We start from the raw sequence: 22020 nt of genomic DNA on the forward strand, positions 1-22020 counted from the left end.
ATTTCTTCTTAGTTAATTGATTCTTTGATATTTTATTTAAGGGATTCTGCGCCTTTCTCTTTTGTTCTGATGCGGTAAGCTTCATCAATGGTAGAAACAAAGATTTTCCCGTCGCCTACCTCACCGGTATAAGCGGCCTTTAGCAAGGCTTCAATTGTTTTTTCCATAAAAGAATCTGTTACCACTATAGAAAGGTATCGTCGCTGAATATTGGAGGTGCTGTAACTAACGCCCCGGTAAACATGACCTACTTTCTCGTTACCTACCCCGGTAACGTCCCAATAACTGAAAAAGGTGACTCCAATATCATGGAGTGCCTCTTTGGTTTCATCGAACTCTGACTTCCGAATGATTGCTTCAATTTTTTTCATAATTTATAATTAAGAATTGGTCAAAAATAGAAAAATAAGATAACACCCCTAAAAAAAATAGGGGTATCAAATCATTTTTATTAAATAAAAAATAAATACCCCTATTTTTTTAGGGGTATTTATTTTAAAAAGATATTTTTAAGGATTTAGCACCCTATTTTGGTAATTTAGAACATCTTAGCGATTAAAATGCCGATCAGGACCGCCAGAATTCCTAAAAATAAACTCCCAAAAAAGTAAATAGAGAAGCTTAAATAGTCTCCCGATTTGAGAAGGGAGTAGTTTTCAAATGAAAATGTGGAGAAAGTGGTGAAGCCACCACAAAACCCTACACCGAGGATAAGATTAGTAGGATGGTTAAGGGTATTGGTCTTTATAGCCCATCCCAAAATAGCACCCAGTAAGAGACTGCCCAGGATATTTACAAGAAAGGTGCCGTAGGGTATAAGGCTTGATGCATTTAGATACCTACTGATAAGGTAGCGAAGGCTGCTGCCCAATCCACCTCCAATAAATACCAGGATAAGATTTTTAATCATTTAGTCCAGGTTTTTCCTGTGATACCGGAATATATATTTGCGTGATCCATTCTGCAGGATTGGCATTATTATCTGGACCATTCACATATACCTCAAATGGCTGGGCGCTCGCATCGGCCATAAGGCCATTCTGCTGAAGATATGCATAAGCCGAGTCCCAGGCTTCCTTCAGGTTCTTATAATCACCTTTTAAAGTGGTCTTTAATGTTCTTTGCTTAGGCATATAACCATTTAGGACCGTACTCTCAGCAGGAGTTACTACTTCACTGGGGGTGAAATAGGCGGCAGAATAGATAGCAGTTCCCTGTTCTTCGTTCCACTGATTATAAAGAACAAAGGGATTACCTATTCTTTCTATATTGTTATTCTCCATATAGGAACCTACTTCACTTATCATCTTTTTCATCCTGTCTGAAACCTGGCTTATTTTACTGGCTGTGGTTATGTACATGTAATAACCGCCTCCGTGCTGGGTGATACCGTCTATGTTTATAGAATAGGCTTCCATTTCTTCGGTGATCTGCTCCTGTAGATTATCCAGCCCCTTTTTGAACATGGGCAGCATCATCTCACTCAGGCTTTGGTCCTGAAAGGTAAAAGCAGCTTTTTCCATAAAGCTCTGCTCCCCCTTCATTCCCCAGGTAACAAGTGTGCTGTCTCCCTGTTTTTCAAATTCCCAGTATATATCGCTGGTTGAATCCCCAAAAGGAGTGACAAATGTTATCTTTTGATCTATACTGGAATATGGATTGGCTTTAAGGGTAGTAATTTCCCCTTCCCCCATCTTTTCACTTTTCCAGGAATAATAAGCACCTTCACCTTTGGTTTTGTCACCATAATTAATGATCATATCATCGGTTTCCTGTGACCATGGCTCCCAGCCTTTCCAGGATGTATAGTCATTTACTTCATTAAAAACCACTTCCTGAGGGGCGGCTAGCATTTGTTGTTGCTCCAGCTGAAATTCACCATCCTTAGTGGCGATGTAGATTGAAGCACCAATAATAAATATAAGAAACAGAAAAAAAAGGTATTTAAGGATCTTCATTGTTGGTTATGATTAGTTTAAGCTAATATAATTAATTTACCAGAGCAATTGTAGGTCAATTCCTATGAAACTAGTGGTTAAGCTGGGTTTTGATAAGAAAAAGGAGCAGGATGAAAATGATAAACCCGATTAATACATAAATACTTCCCTTATAATATTTCTTGTGTAGTCTGATGTCTTTTCTATAACTGAATATCATTATTATTATAAAGGCGATTAAAAAAAGCCCGGCAAAGATCAATTGTCCTGTAGAAAACATTTTAATTATTTTTATGCAAAGTTAACTTTTTAAAGCTTGAAATAATATGAAGAAAAGAATTGCTGCTGTAAAGGAATTCCATTCAGCCTTTGGCCTGGGGATAAAGGAAAGCCCTGTTGCCGATCTTGGAAAAGATAAGAATCTGCTTCGGTATAACCTGATGAAGGAAGAAAATGAAGAATATCTGGAAGCTGCCGGTAATAATGATCTTACCGAAGTTGCCGACGCTCTTGGAGATATGCTCTATATCCTCTGCGGTACTATTATAGAACATGGAATGCAACACAAGATTGAAGAAGTATTTGATGAGATCCAGTCCAGCAATATGAGCAAACTTGGAGCCGATGGCAAGCCCGTCTATCGCGAAGACGGAAAGGTGCTTAAAGGCCCAAATTATTTCAAACCGGATATCTCGCGTATTCTGGATGAATAGTCACTTCAGATTTTTAGAGAATTTTAAAATAATCCGGTTATCTGTTTTTTACCTTGAAAATAAAAAATGAGACCGATTATTATTCTTTTAGCTCTGTTTCTTTTCTTTTCATGCAAAAATGAACAGGAGGGCCAGGATCGCCAGACCGGGCAGGAAGAAATGCCTGTAGATAAGAATAGGGAGTATTCCAGTAAAAGATATACTAATGAAAACTGGAGCTTCTCTCTTGAACACCCTGAAAGTCTGCAAGTACTTGAATCTGAACTTCCGGGCAATTCACCTGTCATAAACCTGTATTCTGAACAGGCTGCTTATAATCCTCCATTCGCTATTCATGAGGAACCGGGTAATTCTTACCTGGCTATACTACCTAAGGGCTTCGGAGTCGATGCACCTTCAGGGAAACGAAAATCACTGGCCGGCTGGAATGGAAATCTTTCAATAGATCCTGAGCTTAATAAAAAAGAAAGTAAAGTTTATTTACTGGAATCGGGAGAGCCCTGGGGGTTCTATTTAAGGTTTGCCAATCCTCCGTCTAACTGGGGAGAATACGGAAGTGTTTTTGTTCATTTTAAAGTGAATGATTTTAAAGCCGAATGCTTTTCAGACTCAGGAGAAAAAAAGGAAATGAAGAACTGCGATCCCATGGGCCCTGATGAGGTGAGATATTCTGGAAATGTGGAGGCTTCCAGCAAGCAGGTTTTGATGGAAGTACTACAAACTTTAAAGTTTAAGGCCTCCGGAGAAACACCGATCTCAGATCTTATTCAGGTTGAAAAACCTATGCCAAATATGGATGTCACTTCTCCATTGAAGATTAGTGGAAAGGCCAGGGGGTTCTGGTTTTTTGAAGCTAATGCACCTATTGTCCTTCTCGATAAGGATAACAATAAGCTTGCAGAAAGTTATATAAAAGCCAAAGGTGAATGGATGACAGAAGATTTTGTAAGCTTTACCGGTAATGTTGAATTTGATGCCCCGGAAGATGAAAGAGGTTACCTTGTTTTTAAAAGAGCAAATCCTTCAGATAAAAAGGAAAATGATCGGGAATATCGATTGCCGGTTGTTTTTCCTCCAAAATAAAAAATCCCGGTAATACCGGGATTAATTTTATATAATTGAAGGTTTTTACTTTACCTCGTATCTCCAGCCAAATTTATCTTCTGCCTCATTATACTGGATCTTCATAAGTTTATCCTTAAAGAATTTGGCATACGAATCTTCCAGCTTAGGCAGGTCAAATTTTTTGCCCTTATGTCCAAAACCTACTATCGGGTTAATCACCGTTGCTGTGCCAGATCCGAACATTTCCTTTAGTTCTCCTTTTTCTGCAGCTTCAACGATTTCCTGAACACTAACTCTTCTAACTTCAAGATCAATATTATACTCCTCGGCAAGGGTGATAACACTTTTACGGGTTACACCGTCCAGGATCCTGTCGCTGATAGGAGCAGTGACGAGTTTGTCACCAATGCGGAAAAAGATATTCATGGTGCCGGCTTCTTCCAGATATTCATGGGTATTGGCATCGGTCCATATTATTTGCTGAAATCCTTCTTCATTTGCAAGGTCGGTAGGATAGAATTGTGCTCCGTAGTTACCAGCAGCCTTGGCAAAACCAACACCTCCATCTGCAGCACGACTAAATTTTTCTGAAAATTTCACCCTTACCTCCCCGCTGTAATAAGCCTGGGCAGGAGAGCAAATTATCATGAATTTATATTCGTTGGCAGCTGAAGCCGACACTCCGGCCTCGGTAGCAATAACGAATGGTCTTATGTAAAGGCTGTTTCCAAAGCCTTTTTTGATCCAGTCTTTGTCGAGTTTTAAAAGCTCCTCAAGTCCTTCAAAGAAATATTCTTTAGGAAATTCAGGAATAGCCATGCGCTTACCCGATCTGTTGATACGCTTAAAGTTTTCATCAGGCCTGAATAGCCAGATCCTGTCATCCTTGTCCTTGTAGGCTTTCATGCCTTCAAATACCGCCTGCCCATAATGGAAAACCCTCGCTGAAGGGTCCAGGCTTAATGGACCGTATGGTTTGATTACGGGTTTCTGCCATTCACCATCAATATAATCGCACTCCATCATATGATCTGTGAAAACCTTTCCGAATAAAAGATTGTCAAAATTGGTGTTTTCTAATTTAGAGCTAGGAGATCTTTGTATATCTATCATCGAAGTGAGATTTTGATTATTTTCCAGTAAGTGAACAAATTTACCTAATTAAAGGAATATTCAAAATCTAAACTTTTGGTAAATTTGAAGTTTTTCAGTGCATTAGATCATTTAGTTATGAGAACATCTCTTTTGATAGGTTTTATTTTGCTGATATTTACCTCCTGTAAGGAGATTAGAACCGAAAAGAAGAAGCTTGCCAGCCCGGAGATTCAACAGGATTATGAGAGTTTTGGTGAAGAGATCTCTGCCCGGAGTAGTCTATCTGCTGAAGAAATGAAACAAAAATATCAGAATCTCACAGCTGGAGATACCATCCAGACAAAATTCACGACCACGGTGAACAGCGTTTGTAAGATGAAAGGCTGCTGGATGAGGCTTGAATTGCCCGGGATTGAAGAGAATCCTATGGTTAAATTCAAGGATTATGGTTTCTTTGTGCCGAAGGATGTTGAGGGCAGGGAGGTAATCGTTGAAGGACTGGCCTTTATTGAAGAAACTTCTGTTGAAGATCAGAAACATTTTGCGGAAGATGCCGGGAAGAGCGGTGAAGAAATTGATGCAATAAAAAAACCAAAAAGAACCCTGGGTTTTCTTGCTCATGGAGTTCTTCTAAAAGAATAGTTTGGAGCGAAAGATCATAAAGACCGCCGATGGTTCTGTGACCATCCACCTGCCGGAATGGAATGAGCAATACCACTCCAAGCATGGAGCGGTGCAGGAAGCCCGACATGTGTTTTTGAAAATGGGTCTTCATGCCCTGTTGGAAAAAAAGAAGTTTTCAGAGCTTTCCATCCTCGAAATAGGTTTCGGTACGGGCCTTAATGCATTTCTTACTTTTCTGGAAGCAGAGAGACTTCGGTTAAAGATAAGTTATACTGGGGTTGAAGCTTATCCGGTGGCTTCAGAAGAAGTGAAACTTCTCAATTATCCGGAAGCTGTCCAGGCAGAAGATAAAGCTGAATATTTTCAGAAGTTACACCAGGCGGAATGGGAAAAAAATACAGAGGTATCACAACTTTTCAGTCTTAAAAAACAACAGAAAAAATTCAGCAGGATAAGCGATACCGAATTGTATGATCTTATTTACTTTGATGCTTTTGGAGCGAGGGTACAACCCGAACTCTGGACTGAAGAGATATTCGCTTTAATGTTCCAGGCTCTTAAACCGGATGGGATTTTAGTTACTTATGCAGCCAAAGGCAGTGTAAGAAGAGCGATGTTGGCCTCAGGGTTTCAAGTGGAAAAGCTGCCTGGACCTCCCGGAAAACGAGAAATGTTAAGGGCTGTTAAATTATAAGCCTACAGCCGTTAAACCTCATTTAAAATGGGTGGTGGGCGTATTGTCTTATGTATCTTAACAACAAAAAAATATGCGTGTCTTAATCACAGGTGCAACGGGTTTGATTGGCTCACGGCTCAGCAATTTGTGCAGGAAAAAGGGAATACAGATCAATTATCTCACCACCGACAAAAATAAAATAAAGAAAGAGGAAGATTATCAGGGCTTTTACTGGGATCCAGGGAGTCAGGAAATAGAAAAAGGTTGCATAGAAGGTGTAAAGACTATAGTACATCTTGCCGGAGCCAGTATTGCAGAGCCATGGTCTAATTCTTATAAAAAGAAGATCATTAAAAGCCGAACAGACACGGCAGCTCTTTTATTCAAAACTTTAGATGATAGCTCTCACCAGGTTGAAAATTTTATTTCAGCCAGTGCCATTGGAATCTATCCCAGTTCTCTACAAAAATTATACTTTGAAGATGATAATGTGATAGCCGATAATTTTATCGGGGAAGTTGTACGGAAATGGGAGACTGCAGCCGATGAGTTTGAAAAATTAGGCCTGGACGTGGCTAAGATAAGAGTTGGGCTTGTACTGGCCGAAGATGGTGGAATGCTGGAAAAGATTAAAAAACCCATTTCCCTGAATATGGGTGCAGCGCTGGGCAGTGGCAAACAATGGCAGTCCTGGATCCATATTGAAGATCTGGCAGAGATCTTTCTGTTTGCGATAGAGAATGAATTAACGGGAGTCTATAATGCCGTAGCCCCAAATCCGGTTACAAATAAAGAACTTACAAAAGCGCTCGCCAAACAGATGGGCAAATCTATATGGCTGCCAAACGTTCCAAAATTTGCATTAAAGGCATTACTGGGAGAGATGTCTCAGATCGTACTTTCCAGCCAGCTGGTAAGCAGTAAGAAAATTGAAGACCAGGGCTATAATTTCAAATACACTAATCTTTCAAGGGCTCTGGCAGATCTTACCTGAAATAAAAAAGCCCCGCTCAAGGCAGGGCTTTAGTTAAATGTGGGTAATAAATTAAGCTTTATTAGCTTTCAGATTTATTTTAAGTTCCACCTCGTCATTAATGAATTTATCACCCAGGCCGTCAAACACAGATTTGGAACCGTAATTTACGTTCCACTGGGTTCTGTCTATAGTGAATTCTTCACTGGTGATCTGGATGCTTTCTCCATCTTTCGTAATGTTTACCGGGAAAGCAATATTCTTGGTCTCTTCCTTTATTGTAAGGTTACCCTGTAACATTTGCTGACCTTCCTCTTCAGTAATTCCGGTCACTTCAAAAGTCGCTTCAGGGTATTTGGTAACATTAAAAAAGTCGCCTTCCTTTCCTTCAACCGTACCTTTTAAGTGAGCCTCAAGATCTGCTTTTTTATCTCCATCAAGGTCGGTCACTTCAATAGAATTCATATCTATTACAAAAGTTCCGCTCTCAATCACACTATCGTTTGCCTTGAATGATCCTTCCATAATCTTGATAGTTCCGGTATGAGTTCCGGTAGGTTTCTCACCTTGCCATTCAATTACAGAAACGGCTGTATCTACACTGAATTCTGAAGCTTCCGCCTGCGCAGTGGCAGCATCTTTTGCCTCGGTCATCTCAGCTTCGTTATTGTTGTTCTTGCATGAAGTAAAAGCAAGTCCAAGACCAGCTATAATCATTGCATTTAGAAATAGTCTCTTCATTTGGGTTAATTTTTATAGTTCGGCACAAAACTAAAAGGAAAATCATTCCTCGGCTCATAAATTTTTACTAAAAAATCTTGTGACATTTTGACATTTTAGCCGGATTGGCAACGAATTTGACCAGAAGAGGCTGAAAGTAAATTTTAAGTAATGAGCGAAAAAAAGGATAAAGCCAAAAAAAAAGATAAAGAGGTAAAAGATCAGGTAGAAGAAGTGCTGGACAATGCCATAGATGAAGTAGATGAAAATGGCGAAAATAAAGAGGAACAGCCTGAGGGGAAAGAAAATGAACTTACCCAGGAAGAACGCTTAAAAGAGGACCTTCAGAAGGAAAAAGATAAATTCTTAAGGCTCTTTGCGGAGTTTGAGAACTATAAAAGACGTACCTCAAAAGAGAGACTGGAATTATTCAAGACTGCCAATCAGGAAGTAATGACAGCCATGCTGCCTATTCTTGACGATTTTGACAGGGCTCTGAATGAACTTAAAAAATCCGGAGATGAAAATCTTCTGAAGGGAATTGAGCTGATCCATAATAAACTTAAGGAAACTCTTAAAGCTAAGGGGCTTGAAAGGATGAATGTGGAGCAGGGAGAAGATTTTGATTCGGAGATCCATGAAGCTATCACACAGGTGCCTGCCCCTTCTGATGACCTTAAAGGCAAGATTGTTGATGTAGTAGAGCCCGGATATAAGCTGGGGGAAAGGATTATTAGATTTCCTAAAGTAGTTACCGGCAAGTAAACCGCTTTTGCAAAATTTGTAAAAACCCAACATGAAAGAAGATTATTACGAAATATTAGGCGTAAGTAAAGACGCTTCAGCTGCAGATATCAAGAGAGCATACCGTAAAATGGCTTTGAAATATCACCCCGATAAAAATCCTGGTGATACCAAAGCAGAGGATATGTTCAAGAAATCGGCCGAAGCTTATGAAGTATTAGGAAATCAGGAAAAGAGAGCCAAATATGATCGTTTTGGTCACCAGGCCTTTGAAGGTGGCGGATTCGGTGGAGGTGGAATGAACATGGATGATATCTTCAGCCAGTTCGGTGACATCTTCGGCGGTGGATTTGGGGGCGGATTCTCCGGGTTTGGAGGATTTGGCGGAGGCCAGCGCCGTTCGAAAGGGAGCAACCTAAGGATCAGGGTTAGTTTAAATCTTGAAGAAATTGCCAATGGTTGTGAGAAAAAGATCAAAGTAAAACGAAAGGTTCAGGCTCCAGGCACTACCTATAAGACCTGTTCTACCTGTCATGGATCAGGACAGGTTACGCGTGTTACCAATACGATATTAGGTAGGATGCAGACTGCCTCTCCCTGTGGAACCTGTAGCGGAACCGGACAGATCCTGGATCATAAACCTGAAGGAGCCGACTCGCAAGGGCTTACAATGAAGGAAGAGACTGTATCTATTAAAATACCTGCGGGTGTTGAAGATGGAATGCAGTTGAAAGTTGCCGGAAAAGGTAATGAAGCTCCTGGGAATGGTATTCCTGGAGACCTGCTGGTAGCTATTGAGGAAAAAGAACATCCAAGTCTTCAGAGAGAAGGAGATAACCTTCATTATGACCTGTACATTAGTTTTTCTGAAGCTGCACTGGGAACCTCCAAGGAAATAGATACCGTAACCGGTAAAGTTCGTATCAAGATAGAGGAAGGTGTGCAGTCTGGTAAGATCTTAAGATTAAGAGGAAAAGGAATTTCAAGTATAAATGGTTATGGAAAGGGAGATCTGCTTGTACATGTGAATGTCTGGACTCCTAAAACACTTTCCAGAGAACAAAAGGAGTTTTTCGAAAGGATGGCTGATGATGATAATTTCAGACCAAACCCGGAAAAGAGCGATAAATCCTTCTTTGAAAAAGTTAAAGATATGTTTTCTTAAAAAGCCGCTTTTAAGAAAAAATTTATATATTTGAGTATCACTAAGTCTTTTAGTGATAATTTTTCTTTTTCATAGCAATTTTTTTCCCATCCTTAATTTTTTTAAGGGTGGGTTTTGTTTTTAGGAGGATTCCGGAAATTATAAAATCTTCTTAATCAACTGCCACTCTCTTTCTATTTCTATATATTTAACGTTCTATCAAAGACTATATGGAAAATCTTTTGGTTGCAGAGAATATCTATAAGCGATTTGGAAATTTTACTGCACTCAACAATGTTTCAATAAATATTCCCAGGGAAAGCATTTTTGGCCTTTTAGGACCAAACGGGGCAGGGAAAACCACTCTTTTAAGAATAATCAATCAGATAACAATGCCAGACGAGGGCAAGGTATACCTTGATGGGAAACCCCTGCATCCGGACGATATTGTGCATATAGGCTATCTGCCTGAAGAGAGAGGACTTTATAAATCGATGAAGGTTGGCGAGCAGGCATTATATCTGGCGCGCCTCAAAGGCCTCAGTAAGAGCGAAGCCAAAGAAAGACTTAATTACTGGTTTAAAAGACTGCAAATAGAGGGTTGGTGGGATAAGAAGATACAGGAGCTATCAAAAGGGATGGCTCAGAAGGTCCAGTTTGTGATCACCGTGCTTCATCGCCCAAAACTGCTCATCTTTGATGAACCTTTCAGCGGATTTGATCCTGTGAATGCCAATCTTATAAAGGATGAAATCCTTCAGTTGAAAGAAGAAGGAGCTACCATCCTTTTTTCGACCCACCGTATGGAGAGTGTTGAGGAGCTTTGCGACTATATTGCCCTTATCCATAAATCGAATAAATTGCTGGACGGGAAAGTTTCAGATATCAAAAAGGAGTATAAGTCAAATACCTTTGAGGTGGGGCTCGATGCAATAGACGAAGCCACCCTTAGGCAGGAACTCGAATCCCGTTTTAAAACCGGGCCAGCGAGGTTTAGGAGTATTCAGGATGATCTTAAGCTTACCATACAACTTAAGGAACATGAATCTTCCAACGACCTGATCAGCTTTTTGCTTAGCCGGGCAAGAGTAAATCATTTTGTTGAGGTGATTCCGTCGGTAAATGATATTTTTATAAAAACGGTGACTCAGGATGCGTAATCTAAAGCTAATCATAAACCGGGAGTTTCTCGCAAGAATAAGGAACAGGACTTTTATCGTAATGACCTTTTTGAGCCCGCTTATCTTTGTTGGGATGATATTGCTGATTGCATATTTAAGTATGCTGAACAGTACCGAGCAGAAGATCATTGGCATCCATGATGAAAGTGGAATGTTCGCAGAAGAATTTAAAGACGGTGAACAGGTTCAGTATTTAAATTATTCAGATAGATCCTTAGATAATGCAAGAAAGGAGGTTCTGGACAATGAATACTTTGGACTTATTCATATTTCTGATGTGGCACCCGGTGAAAATGCCAAAATAGAATTCTTTGGGAATGATACACCCGGTTTTGGAACTATCGAAAATATTGAAAAGACGATTTCAGATAAGCTAACCAGAGAACAACTGATCGCAAAAGGAATCGATGTATCCGAAATAGATAAGGCACGGGCCGACGTGCGAGTGGAGATCCAGAATTTTGCGGGCGAGCGAAGTTCAAAGATGTCTAATTATATCAAGATGTTTTTTGGAGGAGCGGCGGGTTATCTCTTGATGATGTTCATTATTATTTATGGCAATATGGTAATGCGCAGCGTGATTGAAGAAAAGACAAATCGTATAATAGAGATCATTGTATCATCAGTTAAACCTTTTCACTTACTGCTGGGAAAGGTATTGGGCACTTCACTGGCGGGAATCACCCAGTTCACTGTATGGGTTATTTTGGGTACGGTACTGTTATTTGGGATTTCTTCCTTTCTGGGAATAGATCCTCTAGCCGCGCAAATGCCGGCTTCTTCGGTGGTGGAGGAGAGTGTTAAACCGGAGATCAATCAGCTGGTGATCGATATTCTGAATTTACCTTATGCCAGTCTCCTTGGATTCTTTGTGATCTATTTTATTGGCGGATATTTTCTTTATAGTGCTATTTACGCGGCAATTGGAGCGGCTGTTGACAGTGAGACAGATACACAGCAATTCATGTTTCCTATTATTCTGCCTCTTATTCTAGGGATCTATGTTGGATTCTTTTCGGTAGTAGAAAATCCTCATGGCACGGTTTCAACCATATTTTCAATAATTCCGTTAACTTCTCCAATTGTGATGCTTATGAGGATTCCATTTGGGGTACCATGGTGGGAAATTGCGGCCTCAATAATTGCGCTAATTGCAACTAATTTTGGGGTTCTGTGGTTATCAGCAAAGATCTACCGCGTCGGGATATTGATGTACGGAAAGAAACCAAGTTATAAAGAACTGTATAAATGGCTTAAATATTAGATATGCAGGACGAACAATCAACGAAGGAAAAAGTTACAGAGGTAATTGAGCAGGATATCTGGGGTCTTATTAAGGATATCTGGAATGCCGGTTTTAGTTATTCTATAGGTGGAGAAGATATTAAAATTACTGTTGGCTTAGTTGTTTTAATCATTCTTGCCTTTTTGGTAACAAGCGTTGTTCTAAGGATTGTAAGGTCTTTTATCACTTCAAAACTGATGGAAGAAGACAAAATGAAGTTCATTAGTGTCTTCAAATTCATTAAGTATTTTGTGTATGTGGTAGTGATTCTTATCACATTAAGTTCTACCGGAGTTGACGTAACAATACTATTAACCGCATCGGCAGCTTTATTCGTTGGTCTGGGTCTTGCCTTACAGGAACTCTTTCAGGACGTTATTGGGGGAATTTTTATTATTCTGGATAAATCTCTTCTAGTTGGAGATGTTATTGAAATGGACGGTAGAGTTGCAAGGGTATTTGAAATAAAACTTAGAACCACTCGCGCCCTTACAAGAGATGATAAGGTAATGATCATTCCCAACCATAAATTCATTAGTGATACGGTTTTTAACTATACCCAAAATCATAAAACTACCCGGGAGCTCGTTAGAGTAGGGGTGGCTTATGGCAGCGATGTGGAGAAAGTCAGGGAAGTTTTACTGGAATGTGCTCGTGAGCAGAAGGGAATTCTGAAAAAGCCCGAGCCTTTTGTGCTATTTGAGGATTTTGGTGATTCGGCCCTGCTGTTTGGGCTCCATTTTTATGTTTCAGACAGTTTTGTGGACCCTAAGGTGAAAAGTGAATTAAGGTTTAAAATTAATAATATGTTCAGGTTGAACGGTATTACTATACCTTTTCCTCAAAGGGATGTACATATGTTCTATCCCCGGAATAATGCAGAGCCAGATGACTTAACCGATACGGAAGATGTATAAATTCATTTTAATAAGTGTTATATTCCTGTCGGGAATGGGGGCTATGGCTCAGAATACGGACCTGGCGAGATTAGAATACACCTATTTTCCACAGAAGAATTCTGATAATTCCTTTCGAAGATTCAGAACGTCACTGGCATTTCCCATAAGATTAAAAAAAGAGGGTTCTTATCTGGTACCAGGTATTGAATACAGGAATGTACATTTTAAGTATATTGATTCTGAAGATTTCAATACAAAAGAACTTGACAGATTTCAATCTTTTACAGCTACGCTGGGTTATACCTTTAAAATAAATGAGGACTGGCGTTTTGGAACCCAGGGAGGACTTAAGGTTGCCTCTAATTTTTCCAGAAATAAGATTTTAAACGATGATCTTATTTATACGGGGTCTTTGTTCTTTATAAAGATGAGGGAAGATGAAAATTTTGAGGATAACTGGCGCCTGATCCTTGGTTTACAGTATTCTACGACAACCGGATTTCCATTTCCTCTTCCCATTGTAAATTATTACAGGAGATGGGATGAAAAATGGTCTTTTATGGTAGGTACCCCAAAATCAAATTTAAAATATTATTTTAACGATAAACATAGCCTTGAAACCTTTGTAACCCTGGATGGTTTTTTCGCTAATGTGCAGAGGAATTTTGATGCTACTCCTTCAGGTTCTGTAACCGATGAACTGGCTGAAAGTATTTCAATGACGGTTTTATTAAGTGGTTTGGAATATCAGTATAAAATCACTGAGCATCTCAGGTTCTATATTTATACAGGGCATACTTTATTAAACGATATCAGGCTGCGTGATGCAGATAAGAATGATATTTATACTATTAACAAAACCAATACATATTACGCTCGTAGCGGATTAAAATTTTCAATATTCTAATGGCAAAAATATTATTAATAGAAGACGAAGCATCCATCCGAAGGGTTCTTAACAAGATTCTTTCTGAAGAAAGTAAAGAATATGAAGTTACGGAAGCTGAAGATGGACTTGAAGGAATGGAACTGGTAAAGAATGAAGATTTTGATCTCATTCTTTGTGATATAAAAATGCCCAAAATGGACGGGGTTGAAGTGCTGGAAGCCGTAAAGAAGGTGAAGCCGGAGATCCCTGTAGTGATGATTTCGGGCCATGGTGATCTGGACACCGCGGTTAACACCATGAAAATAGGAGCATTTGATTATATCTCAAAACCACCAGATCTTAATAGGTTGCTTAATACTGTGCGCAATGCGCTGGACAGAAAGGAACTGGTTGTGGAGAATACCAGGCTTAAAAAGAAAGTCAGCAAAAACTACCAGATGATCGGGGAGTCCGATGCTATCAAACACATTAAGGAGATGATAGAGAAGGTAGCTCATACCGATGCACGGGTTCTTATCACAGGGCCAAATGGTACCGGAAAGGAGCTGGTGGCCCACTGGCTTCATCAAAAGAGTGATCGCTCCAAAGGACCCATGGTCGAGGTTAATTGTGCCGCGATTCCTTCAGAACTTATTGAAAGTGAGTTGTTCGGTCATGTAAAAGGAGCCTTTACTTCTGCCAATAAAGACCGTGCCGGAAAATTTGAGGCCGCCAATAAAGGGACTATTTTTCTTGATGAGATTGGAGATATGAGCCTTTCAGCTCAGGCCAAAGTGCTTCGTGCCCTTCAGGAAAATAAGATATCGCGGGTTGGAAGTGATAAGGATATTAAGGTAGATGTACGGGTTATTGCAGCTACCAATAAAGACCTGAAAAAGGAGATAGAAGAGAACAATTTCCGGGAAGATCTATACCACAGGCTTGCGGTGATCCTGATTGAAGTTCCGCCATTAAAGGAAAGAAAAGAAGATATTCCGCTTTTGGTAGATTATTTCAGTGATAAGATCGCACAGGAACAGGGAACCAATAAAAAGCATTTTACTGAAGAAGCAATTAAGGTTCTCAAGGAAAATGAATGGCGAGGCAATATTCGGGAATTAAGGAATGTGGTAGAACGACTTATCATCCTTGGTGGGAATGAAATCACCGATGAGGATGTAAAGTTATTTGGAAGCAGGTTTTAAGGTCTTTTATTCCTTGGATTTTTGGGATCGTATTTTAGAAAATACATGGTGTCACCACTTGGATGATCCCACTCATGAAAAAGATCAAAACCAACCCGTTGGTAGACAATAGCATTCGTTCTTCCGCGGGTTTCTGCATATAAAGCCAGTCCGGTATCATGGGCGGTCCTGAAAAAAACATCTTTCATTTCCTTTCCTACCTGAGTCTCTGCGCCACGAGATTCCTTAAGAATTCCCCAAAACCAGCAGTACAGATATTCTCCTTCCTGAGGACGCTGATTCTTGATATATTTTTGAGTTTTCAGAATATTCATGGCATTCTTAACTCCCGTAACGTTGGCCACAAGTTTAAGCTGAGACCATAAATCTTTCCAAATATTATCGTCCTTCTTACTGGTTTTAAATAGGATTGCTATTCCCTGGCGGTTTTCTGAAACTATGAGCGCATCCTTTTCTATCGCCTTTTCAACCATATGAGTGGCAAGGTAGCGGAATCTCCTGTCTCTGTCCCCTCCTTTTCTAACCACATCCATAGAAGAAGGTATCTCCTTTAATAGGGTGGTTACTTTATCAATTATATCTTGTTTTTCCAGTTTATCCAAGGTGGTAATATTTAATGCGAAGATAAAAAAATAAAATCTCTTAAAGATCGTATATTTAAAGGCAAAGCTTAAAAATATGAAGCATAAAGACCTGCAGGAATTTAAGGTGAGATCCCGCATACTACTCTCAGATCTAAAAACTACTACGGATCTTGGCTTGAATGAAGATGAACTTAAAGACCTGCTTGAAGATACACGGGAAGACCTGGGGGAATGGCAGGATACACTATATGCTTACGGAAAATACTCCGTTCTTATTTGTTTGCAGGGAATGGATACTGCAGGTAAGGACAGTCTTATTAGGGAGGTATTTAAGGATTTTAATACCAGGGGAGTGGTCGTGCATAGCTTTAAAGTGCCTACTCATAAAGAATTAAAACATGATTTTCTTTGGAGACATTATCTGGCCCTGCCAGAACGTGGAAAGTTTGGAGTGTTTAACAGGACGCATTATGAAAATGTCCTGGTGACCAGGGTGCATCCTGAATACATCTTGAACGAAAACCTGCCTGGTATAGAGAATGTTTCAGATTTAGGTGAGGATTTCTGGGAACGGCGTTTTGAGCAGATCAGGAACTTTGAAGAACATCTCGTCCGGAACGGAACCATCATTTTTAAATTCTTTTTGAATATTTCCAAGGAAGAACAAAGGCAAAGAATCCTGAGAAGACTGGATAAACCCAATAAGAACTGGAAGTTCTCTCCAGGAGATCTTAAAGAACGGGAGTTGTGGCAAGAATATCAAAGATGTTATGAAGATGCTATAAACAGAACTTCGACTGAAAATGCTCCCTGGTACGTTATTCCATCTGATGAAAAACCTGTGGCCCGGTATTTGGTTGCAAAGATCCTTTATGAAGTACTAACCAGATATAAAGAGGTACAGGAGCCTGAATTAGCTCCTGAAATTCGTAAAAATCTTGACGAATATCGTGAACAGCTAAAACAGGAAAAGAATTAAAAAGTAGTTCGCATAAGTGAAAATTTTACTGTTATTTAGCAGCCAAAATTGTATAAAATGAAGTCATTCCATATAGCCATTGTTTTATTATTTACCGGTATTTCAGTATCCGGGCAGAACCAGTATATAAACGATTCCCTTACTATTCGTAAGATCTACGATATGTCTCTGCTCAACGGTAAGAGTTATCAATGGCTGGATCATTTGTCTAATGAGATCGGCGGAAGGCTATCGGGTTCTTATAATGCCCAGCAGGCAGTAGAATATACCAAATCTGAACTTGAGGAGCTTGGATTAGATAAAGTGTGGCTTCAGCCCGTAATGGTCCCAAAATGGACACGGGGAGAAAGGGAGTTTGCCTATGTGCAAACAGGTCCAGGAGTTACGAGGAATGTTAATATCACTGCTTTGGGAGGTTCCATAGCTACACCTTCGGGCGGTACCAAAGCTCAGGTGATAGAGGTTCAGGGGCTGGAACAACTGGCTGAATATGGCCGTGAGAATATAGAGGGAAAGATCGTTTTTTATAATCGCCCCATGCGTGCAGACCTTATACATACTTTTGAGGCCTACGGCGGATGTGTAGATCAGCGTTATTCAGGAGCCGAGGAAGCGGCCAAATATGGTGCAGTTGGAGTGATCGTTAGATCCATGAATCTCAGGCTTGATGATTTTCCCCATACTGGATCCATGAGTTACGGGGATACTCCTGTTGAAAAACGTATTCCTGCAGCGGCTATTTCTACCAATGATGCCGAATATTTAAGCAGTATCTTAAAGATCAAGAAAGACCTGGAGCTTTATTTTAAGCTCAATTGCGAGCAACATGAAGATGTGGAATCCTATAATGTAATAGGTGAAATTACAGGTTCAGAATATCCTGAAGAAATTATGGTTGTTGGCGGTCATCTGGATTCCTGGGACCTGGGAGATGGAGCGCATGATGACGGAGCCGGAGTGGTCCAGTCCATGGAAGTACTCCGTCTGTTTAAAGAGATTGGTTACAAGCCTAAAAGAACAATCAGGGTTGTACTTTTTATGAATGAGGAGAACGGACTTCGCGGAGGTAATAAATATGCCGATGTAGCCAAGTCTAAGAACGAAGATCACGTTTTTGCTTTAGAAAGTGATTCCGGTGGATTTACACCAAGAGGCTTTAGTATTACTGCCAGCGATGCACAGTACAGTAAGATCCTGGACTGGAAAAAACTATTCGAACCTTATCTTATTCATTATTTTGGAAGAGGTGGTGGAGGTGCTGATATTGGCCCTCTTAAAGGAGGAGACATTGTGCTGGCCGGTTTGAGACCCGATTCCCAGCGATATTTTGATTATCACCACGCTTCAAACGATACTTTTGAACATGTGAATAAACGGGAGCTGGAACTTGGGGCAGCCACAATGACTTCATTGATGTACCTGGTCGATAAATATGGTCTGGATAATATCAGTAATGAGACCGTTGAAATGCCTGATTAGTTCCTCCTAAAGAATTTGAGTTTATACTTTAAAAGAAAAGGAAAGCATATACCTTTGCAAACCTAAATTTTAGTTTTGCAGCTATCCGCCTATACCAAAGAATTCAGTAAAAATCTTAATATAGCCTATCCCGTTATGCTTGGCCAGTTAGGGCATGTGATGGTGGGACTGGTGGATAACCTGATGATTGGCCGGCTTGGTGCTGCTCCACTGGCAGCGGTTTCCCTTGGGAATGCACTCGTTTTTATTGCAATGTCCCTTGGTATTGGATTTTCCTTCGCCATTACTCCGCTGATAGCTGAAGCAGATGGAGCAGAGGATCTTGAAACCGGCAGGAGTTTTTTTCATCATGGCCTTATTCTGAGCACGCTGAACGGACTTTTCCTGTTCATTATCCTTCTCATCGCTAAACCTGCTCTTTATTATCTGGACCAGCCACCTGAAGTTGTGGAACTGGCCATACCTTATCTTAATATTGTGGCATTTTCCATGCTGCCTCTTATGGCTTTTCAGGCTTTTAAACAATTTGCTGACGGGCTCTCACAAACCCGATACGCCATGTATGCTACTTTACTGGCGAACGTGGTAAATGTGGTGTTCAATTATTTGCTCATCTACGGTATTTGGATCTTCCCTCGATTGGAACTGGAAGGAGCGGCAATAGGAACCCTTATTTCAAGATTTTTTATGCTCTGGTTCGTTTGGGAAATATTGAGGCGAAAATCCAAGTTCGTTGAATATTTTAAATGGTCTAAAAAGGAAATGTTGAAATGGGGTATTTTCAAAAGGTTGTTGGAATTAGGTTTTCCCACTGCACTACAAATGTTCTTTGAAGTTGCTATTTTTACCGCAACGGTCTTTCTGGCTGGAAACCTTGGAACAAATCCCCAGGCAGCGAACCAGATCGCGCTTAACCTTTCCTCCATGACTTTCATGATTGCCGTAGGCCTTGGTGTTACCGCAACCATCAGGGTTGGAAATCAGGTTGGCTTAAAGGCGTACAGGGAACTTCGAAGAATCAGCTTTTCTATCTTTTTGCTTGTATTTTTTATAATGGGCATTTTTGCAATTCTTTTTATAATACTCAACAATATTCTGCCAGCTTTTTATATTGATAATATAGAGGTGGTGAATCTTGCAGCACAACTACTTATCGTAGCGGCCGTTTTTCAATTAAGCGATGGAATGCAGGTGGTGATCCTCGGGGCTTTGAGAGGACTGCAGGATGTTAAACTTCCAACGCTTATTTGTTTTATAGCTTACTGGGTTATTGGTTTTCCAGTAAGTTTCTATTTTGGTCAGCCTGAAAGAATGGGAAGTATGGGAATCTGGTTCGGTTTACTTGCCGGATTGACATCCTCGGCATTATTACTATATTTCCGTTTTAATTACTTAAGCAAAAAGCTTATTCATCTAAAAGAGAGATTACAAGTTTAAAATATAATATATGGAGCTTCCAAGATTTATACTGGGTGATAATACCGATTTTCCCGATTCTATTTTCGTGATACATACAGAATATCCAAGATTTATCATTGATCTGAAGAATGATGAGGTGGAATGGCTTGAGGATTTTGATAAGGAAGATGAAAAAGAACTCGCAGATGAAGCCGAGAGCCTGATCACTCAGGCAAATGAGTTCTATGATCGTGAAGTTTCCCGATACGAGCAGGACTAATGGAAAAACTGGCGGAATTAGACAGAGAACTTTTCTTATTTCTGAATAACCTGGGCTCAGAGCAGTGGGATTGGTTATGGATCGCCATTAGTGATAAATGGATGGCAATCCCTCTTTATGCCATTTTACTTTACCTTATTTTCAAGAAATTTGGGCTGAAGCCCACGCTTCTAACACTTGTGGTAGTAGCTCTGCTTATCACGGCAACCGATCAGCTGGCTAATCTTTTCAAGCATGGTTTTGAAAGACCCCGCCCATGCCGGCAGGAAGGGGTCATGGAATACGCCCGTTTTATCGCCGTAAGATGTGGTCGATTCGGATATTTTTCAGCTCATGCAGCCAATTCCATGGGTGTGGCTGTATTTTTAAGCCTGTTATTCCAGAAGCATTACCCAAAAATTTTCGTATTCCTGCTGTTTTGGGCTGCAGTGGTTTCTTATAGCAGGATTTACCTTGGAGTACATTATCCTGGGGACATCATTACGGGAATGATGATCGGAGGTATATTCGGTTTCGGTTTCTTCAAATTAAGACAGTATCTGGCAGCCAGGATCCTGAAAGGATCAGGCGAGGCTTAAAAGGTATCTGGCAGCGGCAAAGGCTGTGGTCTTATTATCTTCTATAAGCTGCAGCTGTTCCTTTAAGGCAGCTTTTATTTTGGGATCTTCATAGAACCTGCTTTTCAGATAATCATTTACGGTTTGAAATAGCCAGAATTTATTCTGTTCCTGCCGGTTATGCTGAAAGTAACCATTCTTATCCACCTTTTTCCTGAATTCTGAAATCATCTTCCAGATATCTGAAACACCTTCATTATATAAAGCACTGCATAATTTCACTTCGGGTTTCCATTCACTTTCCTTTGGAGGATAGAGCTGAAGGGCACGATTGAATTCCAGTTTAGCTTCCCTGGCGGGTTTTTGATTATCACCGTCAGCTTTATTGATCACGATGGCATCTGCCATTTCCACTATCCCGCGTTTTATTCCCTGTAGTTCATCTCCGGCACCTGCCAGTTTTAGAAGCAGGAAGAAATCGGTCATACTGTGTACGGTGGTCTCACTCTGGCCAACTCCAACCGTTTCTATAAGGATCACGTCAAATCCGGCGGCTTCACATAGAATGATACTTTCCCGGGTCTTTCTCGCAACCCCGCCTAATGACTCTCCACTTGGGGAAGGCCTTATAAAGGCATTTTTTTCCTTTACCAGGTTTTCCATTCTGGTCTTATCACCCAGAATACTGCCATGGGAAACCGAGCTGCTTGGATCTACCGCCAGAACTGCCACTCTTTTTCCCTGCTGAATCAGGTACGAGCCAAAACTTTCAATAAAGGTACTTTTGCCAACTCCAGGTACTCCGGTAATTCCAATTCTAATCGATTTATGGGCATATGGCAATGCACCCTCAATAAGATATTCAGCTTGTTTCTGATGAGTTTTCTGATTGCTTTCTATAAGTGTGATTCCTCTTCCTAAGGCAGTTTTGTTTCCCTTAATCAGATCCTTCAGAAGATCTTTTTCAGAGAATTTATTCTTTCTGAAACTCCTTATTTTTTTGGCAGACTCAGCACTTACACTTTTTGAAGAGGGATTGCTTTCAGACTCACTTAAAGCCGATTTTTGATTTTCTTTATCCAAATTGAACGGAATGTTTATGACAAATTTATGAATTAAGTTTTCGGGTATTTTTAATTGTGTATATTGAGTTCAACTAAAATACTTAAATTATTTCACGCAATGAAAAACCTGTATAAAACTGCCATTACTACGAAAGGCGGAAGAGATGGTCGCACTACCAGCGATGATGGAATTCTTGATATTAAGCAAACAGTCCCAAAGAGCATGGGAGGTGAAGGCGGAAAAAACACCAATCCGGAACAATTGTTCGGAGCAGCGTATTCGGCCTGTTTCGGTGCGGCGCTTGAGGCTGCTGCAAAAGATCATAATGCCGACCTGGGTGAATACAGCGTCACGGCTACCGTAAAACTGGGAAAGACAGAGGATGATGAGCTTCAGCTTTCAGTCATCCTGGATGCCTATATTCCCGGAGTGGATGTTGAAACCGGAGAACAACTTGTAAATGAGGCTCACGAGATATGTCCTTATTCCAGGGCTACAAGAGATAATATAGATGTTACTCTTAATTTACTTTTGGAAGAAGATTAAAAA

The 22020-nt window shown here is 40.3% G+C and carries 26 protein-coding genes; 18 read left to right on the top strand and 8 right to left on the bottom strand.

Going from position 1 to position 22020, the window contains the following annotated elements:
- Nucleotides 1-32: 32 nt before the first annotated feature.
- The 4 genes from LU635_RS15005 to LU635_RS15020 form a co-directional block, all read right to left on the bottom strand.
- On the bottom strand, nucleotides 33-371 hold the full coding sequence (locus LU635_RS15005; protein ID WP_240100322.1) for a P-II family nitrogen regulator: 339 nt from the start codon (nucleotides 369-371) through the stop codon (nucleotides 33-35).
- Between the two features lie 167 nt (nucleotides 372-538).
- Nucleotides 539-907, bottom strand: coding sequence for a fluoride efflux transporter CrcB (crcB, locus tag LU635_RS15010; protein ID WP_240100427.1), 369 nt, complete (start codon nucleotides 905-907; stop codon nucleotides 539-541).
- Complete coding sequence (locus tag LU635_RS15015) at nucleotides 903-1958, bottom strand: SRPBCC family protein (protein ID WP_240100323.1); 1056 nt, start codon at nucleotides 1956-1958, stop codon at nucleotides 903-905. The genes crcB and LU635_RS15015 overlap by 5 nt, the downstream gene beginning before the upstream one ends.
- A 70-nt stretch (nucleotides 1959-2028) precedes the next feature.
- Nucleotides 2029-2217, bottom strand: a complete 189-nt coding sequence (locus tag LU635_RS15020) for a hypothetical protein (protein ID WP_240100324.1) — start codon at nucleotides 2215-2217, stop codon at nucleotides 2029-2031.
- Between the two features lie 46 nt (nucleotides 2218-2263).
- Between LU635_RS15020 and LU635_RS15025 the strand changes: the two genes are divergently transcribed.
- On the top strand, nucleotides 2264-2650 hold the full coding sequence (locus LU635_RS15025; protein ID WP_240100325.1) for a nucleoside triphosphate pyrophosphohydrolase family protein: 387 nt from the start codon (nucleotides 2264-2266) through the stop codon (nucleotides 2648-2650).
- A 66-nt stretch (nucleotides 2651-2716) separates the two neighbouring features.
- Complete coding sequence (locus tag LU635_RS15030; RefSeq protein WP_240100326.1) at nucleotides 2717-3733, top strand: Gmad2 immunoglobulin-like domain-containing protein; 1017 nt, start codon at nucleotides 2717-2719, stop codon at nucleotides 3731-3733.
- Nucleotides 3734-3778: 45 nt separating this feature from the next.
- On the opposite strand, the gene LU635_RS15035 is transcribed toward LU635_RS15030, so the two are convergent.
- Nucleotides 3779-4828, bottom strand: coding sequence for a branched-chain amino acid aminotransferase (locus tag LU635_RS15035; protein WP_240100327.1), 1050 nt, complete (start codon nucleotides 4826-4828; stop codon nucleotides 3779-3781).
- A gap of 117 nt (nucleotides 4829-4945) precedes the next feature.
- On the opposite strand from LU635_RS15035, the gene LU635_RS15040 reads away from it, so the two are divergent.
- The 3 genes from LU635_RS15040 to LU635_RS15050 all read left to right on the top strand — a co-directional run bounded on the left by LU635_RS15040 (nucleotide 4946) and on the right by LU635_RS15050 (nucleotide 7104).
- Nucleotides 4946-5452: a DUF4920 domain-containing protein gene (locus LU635_RS15040; protein WP_240100328.1), complete on the top strand. Its 507-nt coding sequence runs from the start codon at nucleotides 4946-4948 to the stop codon at nucleotides 5450-5452.
- Nucleotide 5453: 1 nt separating this feature from the next.
- The gene (gene mnmC2, locus LU635_RS15045; protein WP_240100329.1) at nucleotides 5454-6128 is read left to right on the top strand and encodes a tRNA (5-methylaminomethyl-2-thiouridine)(34)-methyltransferase MnmC2; all 675 of its coding nucleotides are present in this window, start codon (nucleotides 5454-5456) and stop codon (nucleotides 6126-6128) included.
- A gap of 73 nt (nucleotides 6129-6201) precedes the next feature.
- Nucleotides 6202-7104 (top strand): TIGR01777 family oxidoreductase, encoded by a 903-nt coding sequence (locus LU635_RS15050; protein ID WP_240100330.1) that lies wholly within the window; start codon nucleotides 6202-6204, stop codon nucleotides 7102-7104.
- A gap of 51 nt (nucleotides 7105-7155) precedes the next feature.
- Here the strand turns inward: LU635_RS15050 and LU635_RS15055 are convergent, their stop codons facing one another.
- Entirely contained in the window at nucleotides 7156-7824 is a 669-nt protein-coding gene (locus tag LU635_RS15055; protein WP_240100331.1) for a YceI family protein, read from the bottom strand.
- 150 nt (nucleotides 7825-7974) lie between these two features.
- Between LU635_RS15055 and LU635_RS15060 the strand changes: the two genes are divergently transcribed.
- The 7 genes from LU635_RS15060 to LU635_RS15090 all read left to right on the top strand — a co-directional run bounded on the left by LU635_RS15060 (nucleotide 7975) and on the right by LU635_RS15090 (nucleotide 15129).
- Nucleotides 7975-8568 (top strand): nucleotide exchange factor GrpE, encoded by a 594-nt coding sequence (locus LU635_RS15060; protein WP_240100332.1) that lies wholly within the window; start codon nucleotides 7975-7977, stop codon nucleotides 8566-8568.
- Between the two features lie 31 nt (nucleotides 8569-8599).
- Nucleotides 8600-9712, top strand: coding sequence for a molecular chaperone DnaJ (gene dnaJ / locus LU635_RS15065; protein ID WP_240100333.1), 1113 nt, complete (start codon nucleotides 8600-8602; stop codon nucleotides 9710-9712).
- A 209-nt stretch (nucleotides 9713-9921) separates the two neighbouring features.
- A complete protein-coding gene (locus LU635_RS15070) occupies nucleotides 9922-10851 on the top strand; it encodes an ABC transporter ATP-binding protein (protein WP_240100334.1) in 930 nt (309 codons plus the stop codon).
- Nucleotides 10844-12136, top strand: a complete 1293-nt coding sequence (locus LU635_RS15075; RefSeq protein WP_240100335.1) for an ABC transporter permease — start codon at nucleotides 10844-10846, stop codon at nucleotides 12134-12136. The genes LU635_RS15070 and LU635_RS15075 overlap by 8 nt, the downstream gene beginning before the upstream one ends.
- A 2-nt stretch (nucleotides 12137-12138) precedes the next feature.
- Nucleotides 12139-13074, top strand: a complete 936-nt coding sequence (locus LU635_RS15080) for a mechanosensitive ion channel family protein (RefSeq protein WP_240100336.1) — start codon at nucleotides 12139-12141, stop codon at nucleotides 13072-13074.
- Nucleotides 13067-13963 (top strand): DUF6268 family outer membrane beta-barrel protein, encoded by an 897-nt coding sequence (locus LU635_RS15085; RefSeq protein WP_240100337.1) that lies wholly within the window; start codon nucleotides 13067-13069, stop codon nucleotides 13961-13963. Before LU635_RS15080 ends, LU635_RS15085 begins: the two co-directional genes overlap by 8 nt.
- Nucleotides 13963-15129, top strand: coding sequence for a sigma-54-dependent transcriptional regulator (locus LU635_RS15090; protein ID WP_240100338.1), 1167 nt, complete (start codon nucleotides 13963-13965; stop codon nucleotides 15127-15129). The genes LU635_RS15085 and LU635_RS15090 overlap by 1 nt, the downstream gene beginning before the upstream one ends.
- Here LU635_RS15090 and LU635_RS15095 read toward each other — a convergent pair.
- Entirely contained in the window at nucleotides 15126-15731 is a 606-nt protein-coding gene (locus LU635_RS15095) for a hypothetical protein (protein WP_240100339.1), read from the bottom strand. The genes LU635_RS15090 and LU635_RS15095 overlap by 4 nt on opposite strands.
- A 76-nt stretch (nucleotides 15732-15807) precedes the next feature.
- On the opposite strand from LU635_RS15095, the gene LU635_RS15100 reads away from it, so the two are divergent.
- The 5 genes from LU635_RS15100 to LU635_RS15120 all read left to right on the top strand — a co-directional run bounded on the left by LU635_RS15100 (nucleotide 15808) and on the right by LU635_RS15120 (nucleotide 20427).
- Complete coding sequence (locus tag LU635_RS15100) at nucleotides 15808-16692, top strand: PPK2 family polyphosphate kinase (RefSeq protein WP_240100340.1); 885 nt, start codon at nucleotides 15808-15810, stop codon at nucleotides 16690-16692.
- Nucleotides 16693-16749: 57 nt separating this feature from the next.
- Nucleotides 16750-18171 carry a M20/M25/M40 family metallo-hydrolase gene (locus tag LU635_RS15105; RefSeq protein ID WP_240100341.1) on the top strand — a complete coding sequence of 474 codons (1422 nt, stop codon included), beginning with the start codon at nucleotides 16750-16752 and terminating at the stop codon, nucleotides 18169-18171.
- Nucleotides 18172-18246: 75 nt separating this feature from the next.
- Nucleotides 18247-19608 carry an MATE family efflux transporter gene (locus LU635_RS15110; RefSeq protein WP_240100342.1) on the top strand — a complete coding sequence of 454 codons (1362 nt, stop codon included), beginning with the start codon at nucleotides 18247-18249 and terminating at the stop codon, nucleotides 19606-19608.
- A 10-nt stretch (nucleotides 19609-19618) separates the two neighbouring features.
- On the top strand, nucleotides 19619-19849 hold the full coding sequence (locus LU635_RS15115) for a hypothetical protein (protein WP_240100343.1): 231 nt from the start codon (nucleotides 19619-19621) through the stop codon (nucleotides 19847-19849).
- Entirely contained in the window at nucleotides 19849-20427 is a 579-nt protein-coding gene (locus LU635_RS15120) for a phosphatase PAP2 family protein (RefSeq protein WP_240100344.1), read from the top strand. Before LU635_RS15115 ends, LU635_RS15120 begins: the two co-directional genes overlap by 1 nt.
- On the opposite strand, the gene meaB is transcribed toward LU635_RS15120, so the two are convergent.
- Nucleotides 20413-21489, bottom strand: coding sequence for a methylmalonyl Co-A mutase-associated GTPase MeaB (meaB, locus tag LU635_RS15125; protein WP_240100345.1), 1077 nt, complete (start codon nucleotides 21487-21489; stop codon nucleotides 20413-20415). The genes LU635_RS15120 and meaB overlap by 15 nt on opposite strands.
- Before the next feature lie 99 nt (nucleotides 21490-21588).
- Here meaB and LU635_RS15130 point away from each other — a divergent pair, with 99 nt between their 5' ends.
- Complete coding sequence (locus LU635_RS15130; RefSeq protein WP_240100346.1) at nucleotides 21589-22017, top strand: organic hydroperoxide resistance protein; 429 nt, start codon at nucleotides 21589-21591, stop codon at nucleotides 22015-22017.
- Nucleotides 22018-22020: the final 3 nt, after the last annotated feature.

It is taken from the genome of Christiangramia crocea, assembly GCF_022410465.1.
Lineage (GTDB): Bacteria > Bacteroidota > Bacteroidia > Flavobacteriales > Flavobacteriaceae > Christiangramia > Christiangramia crocea.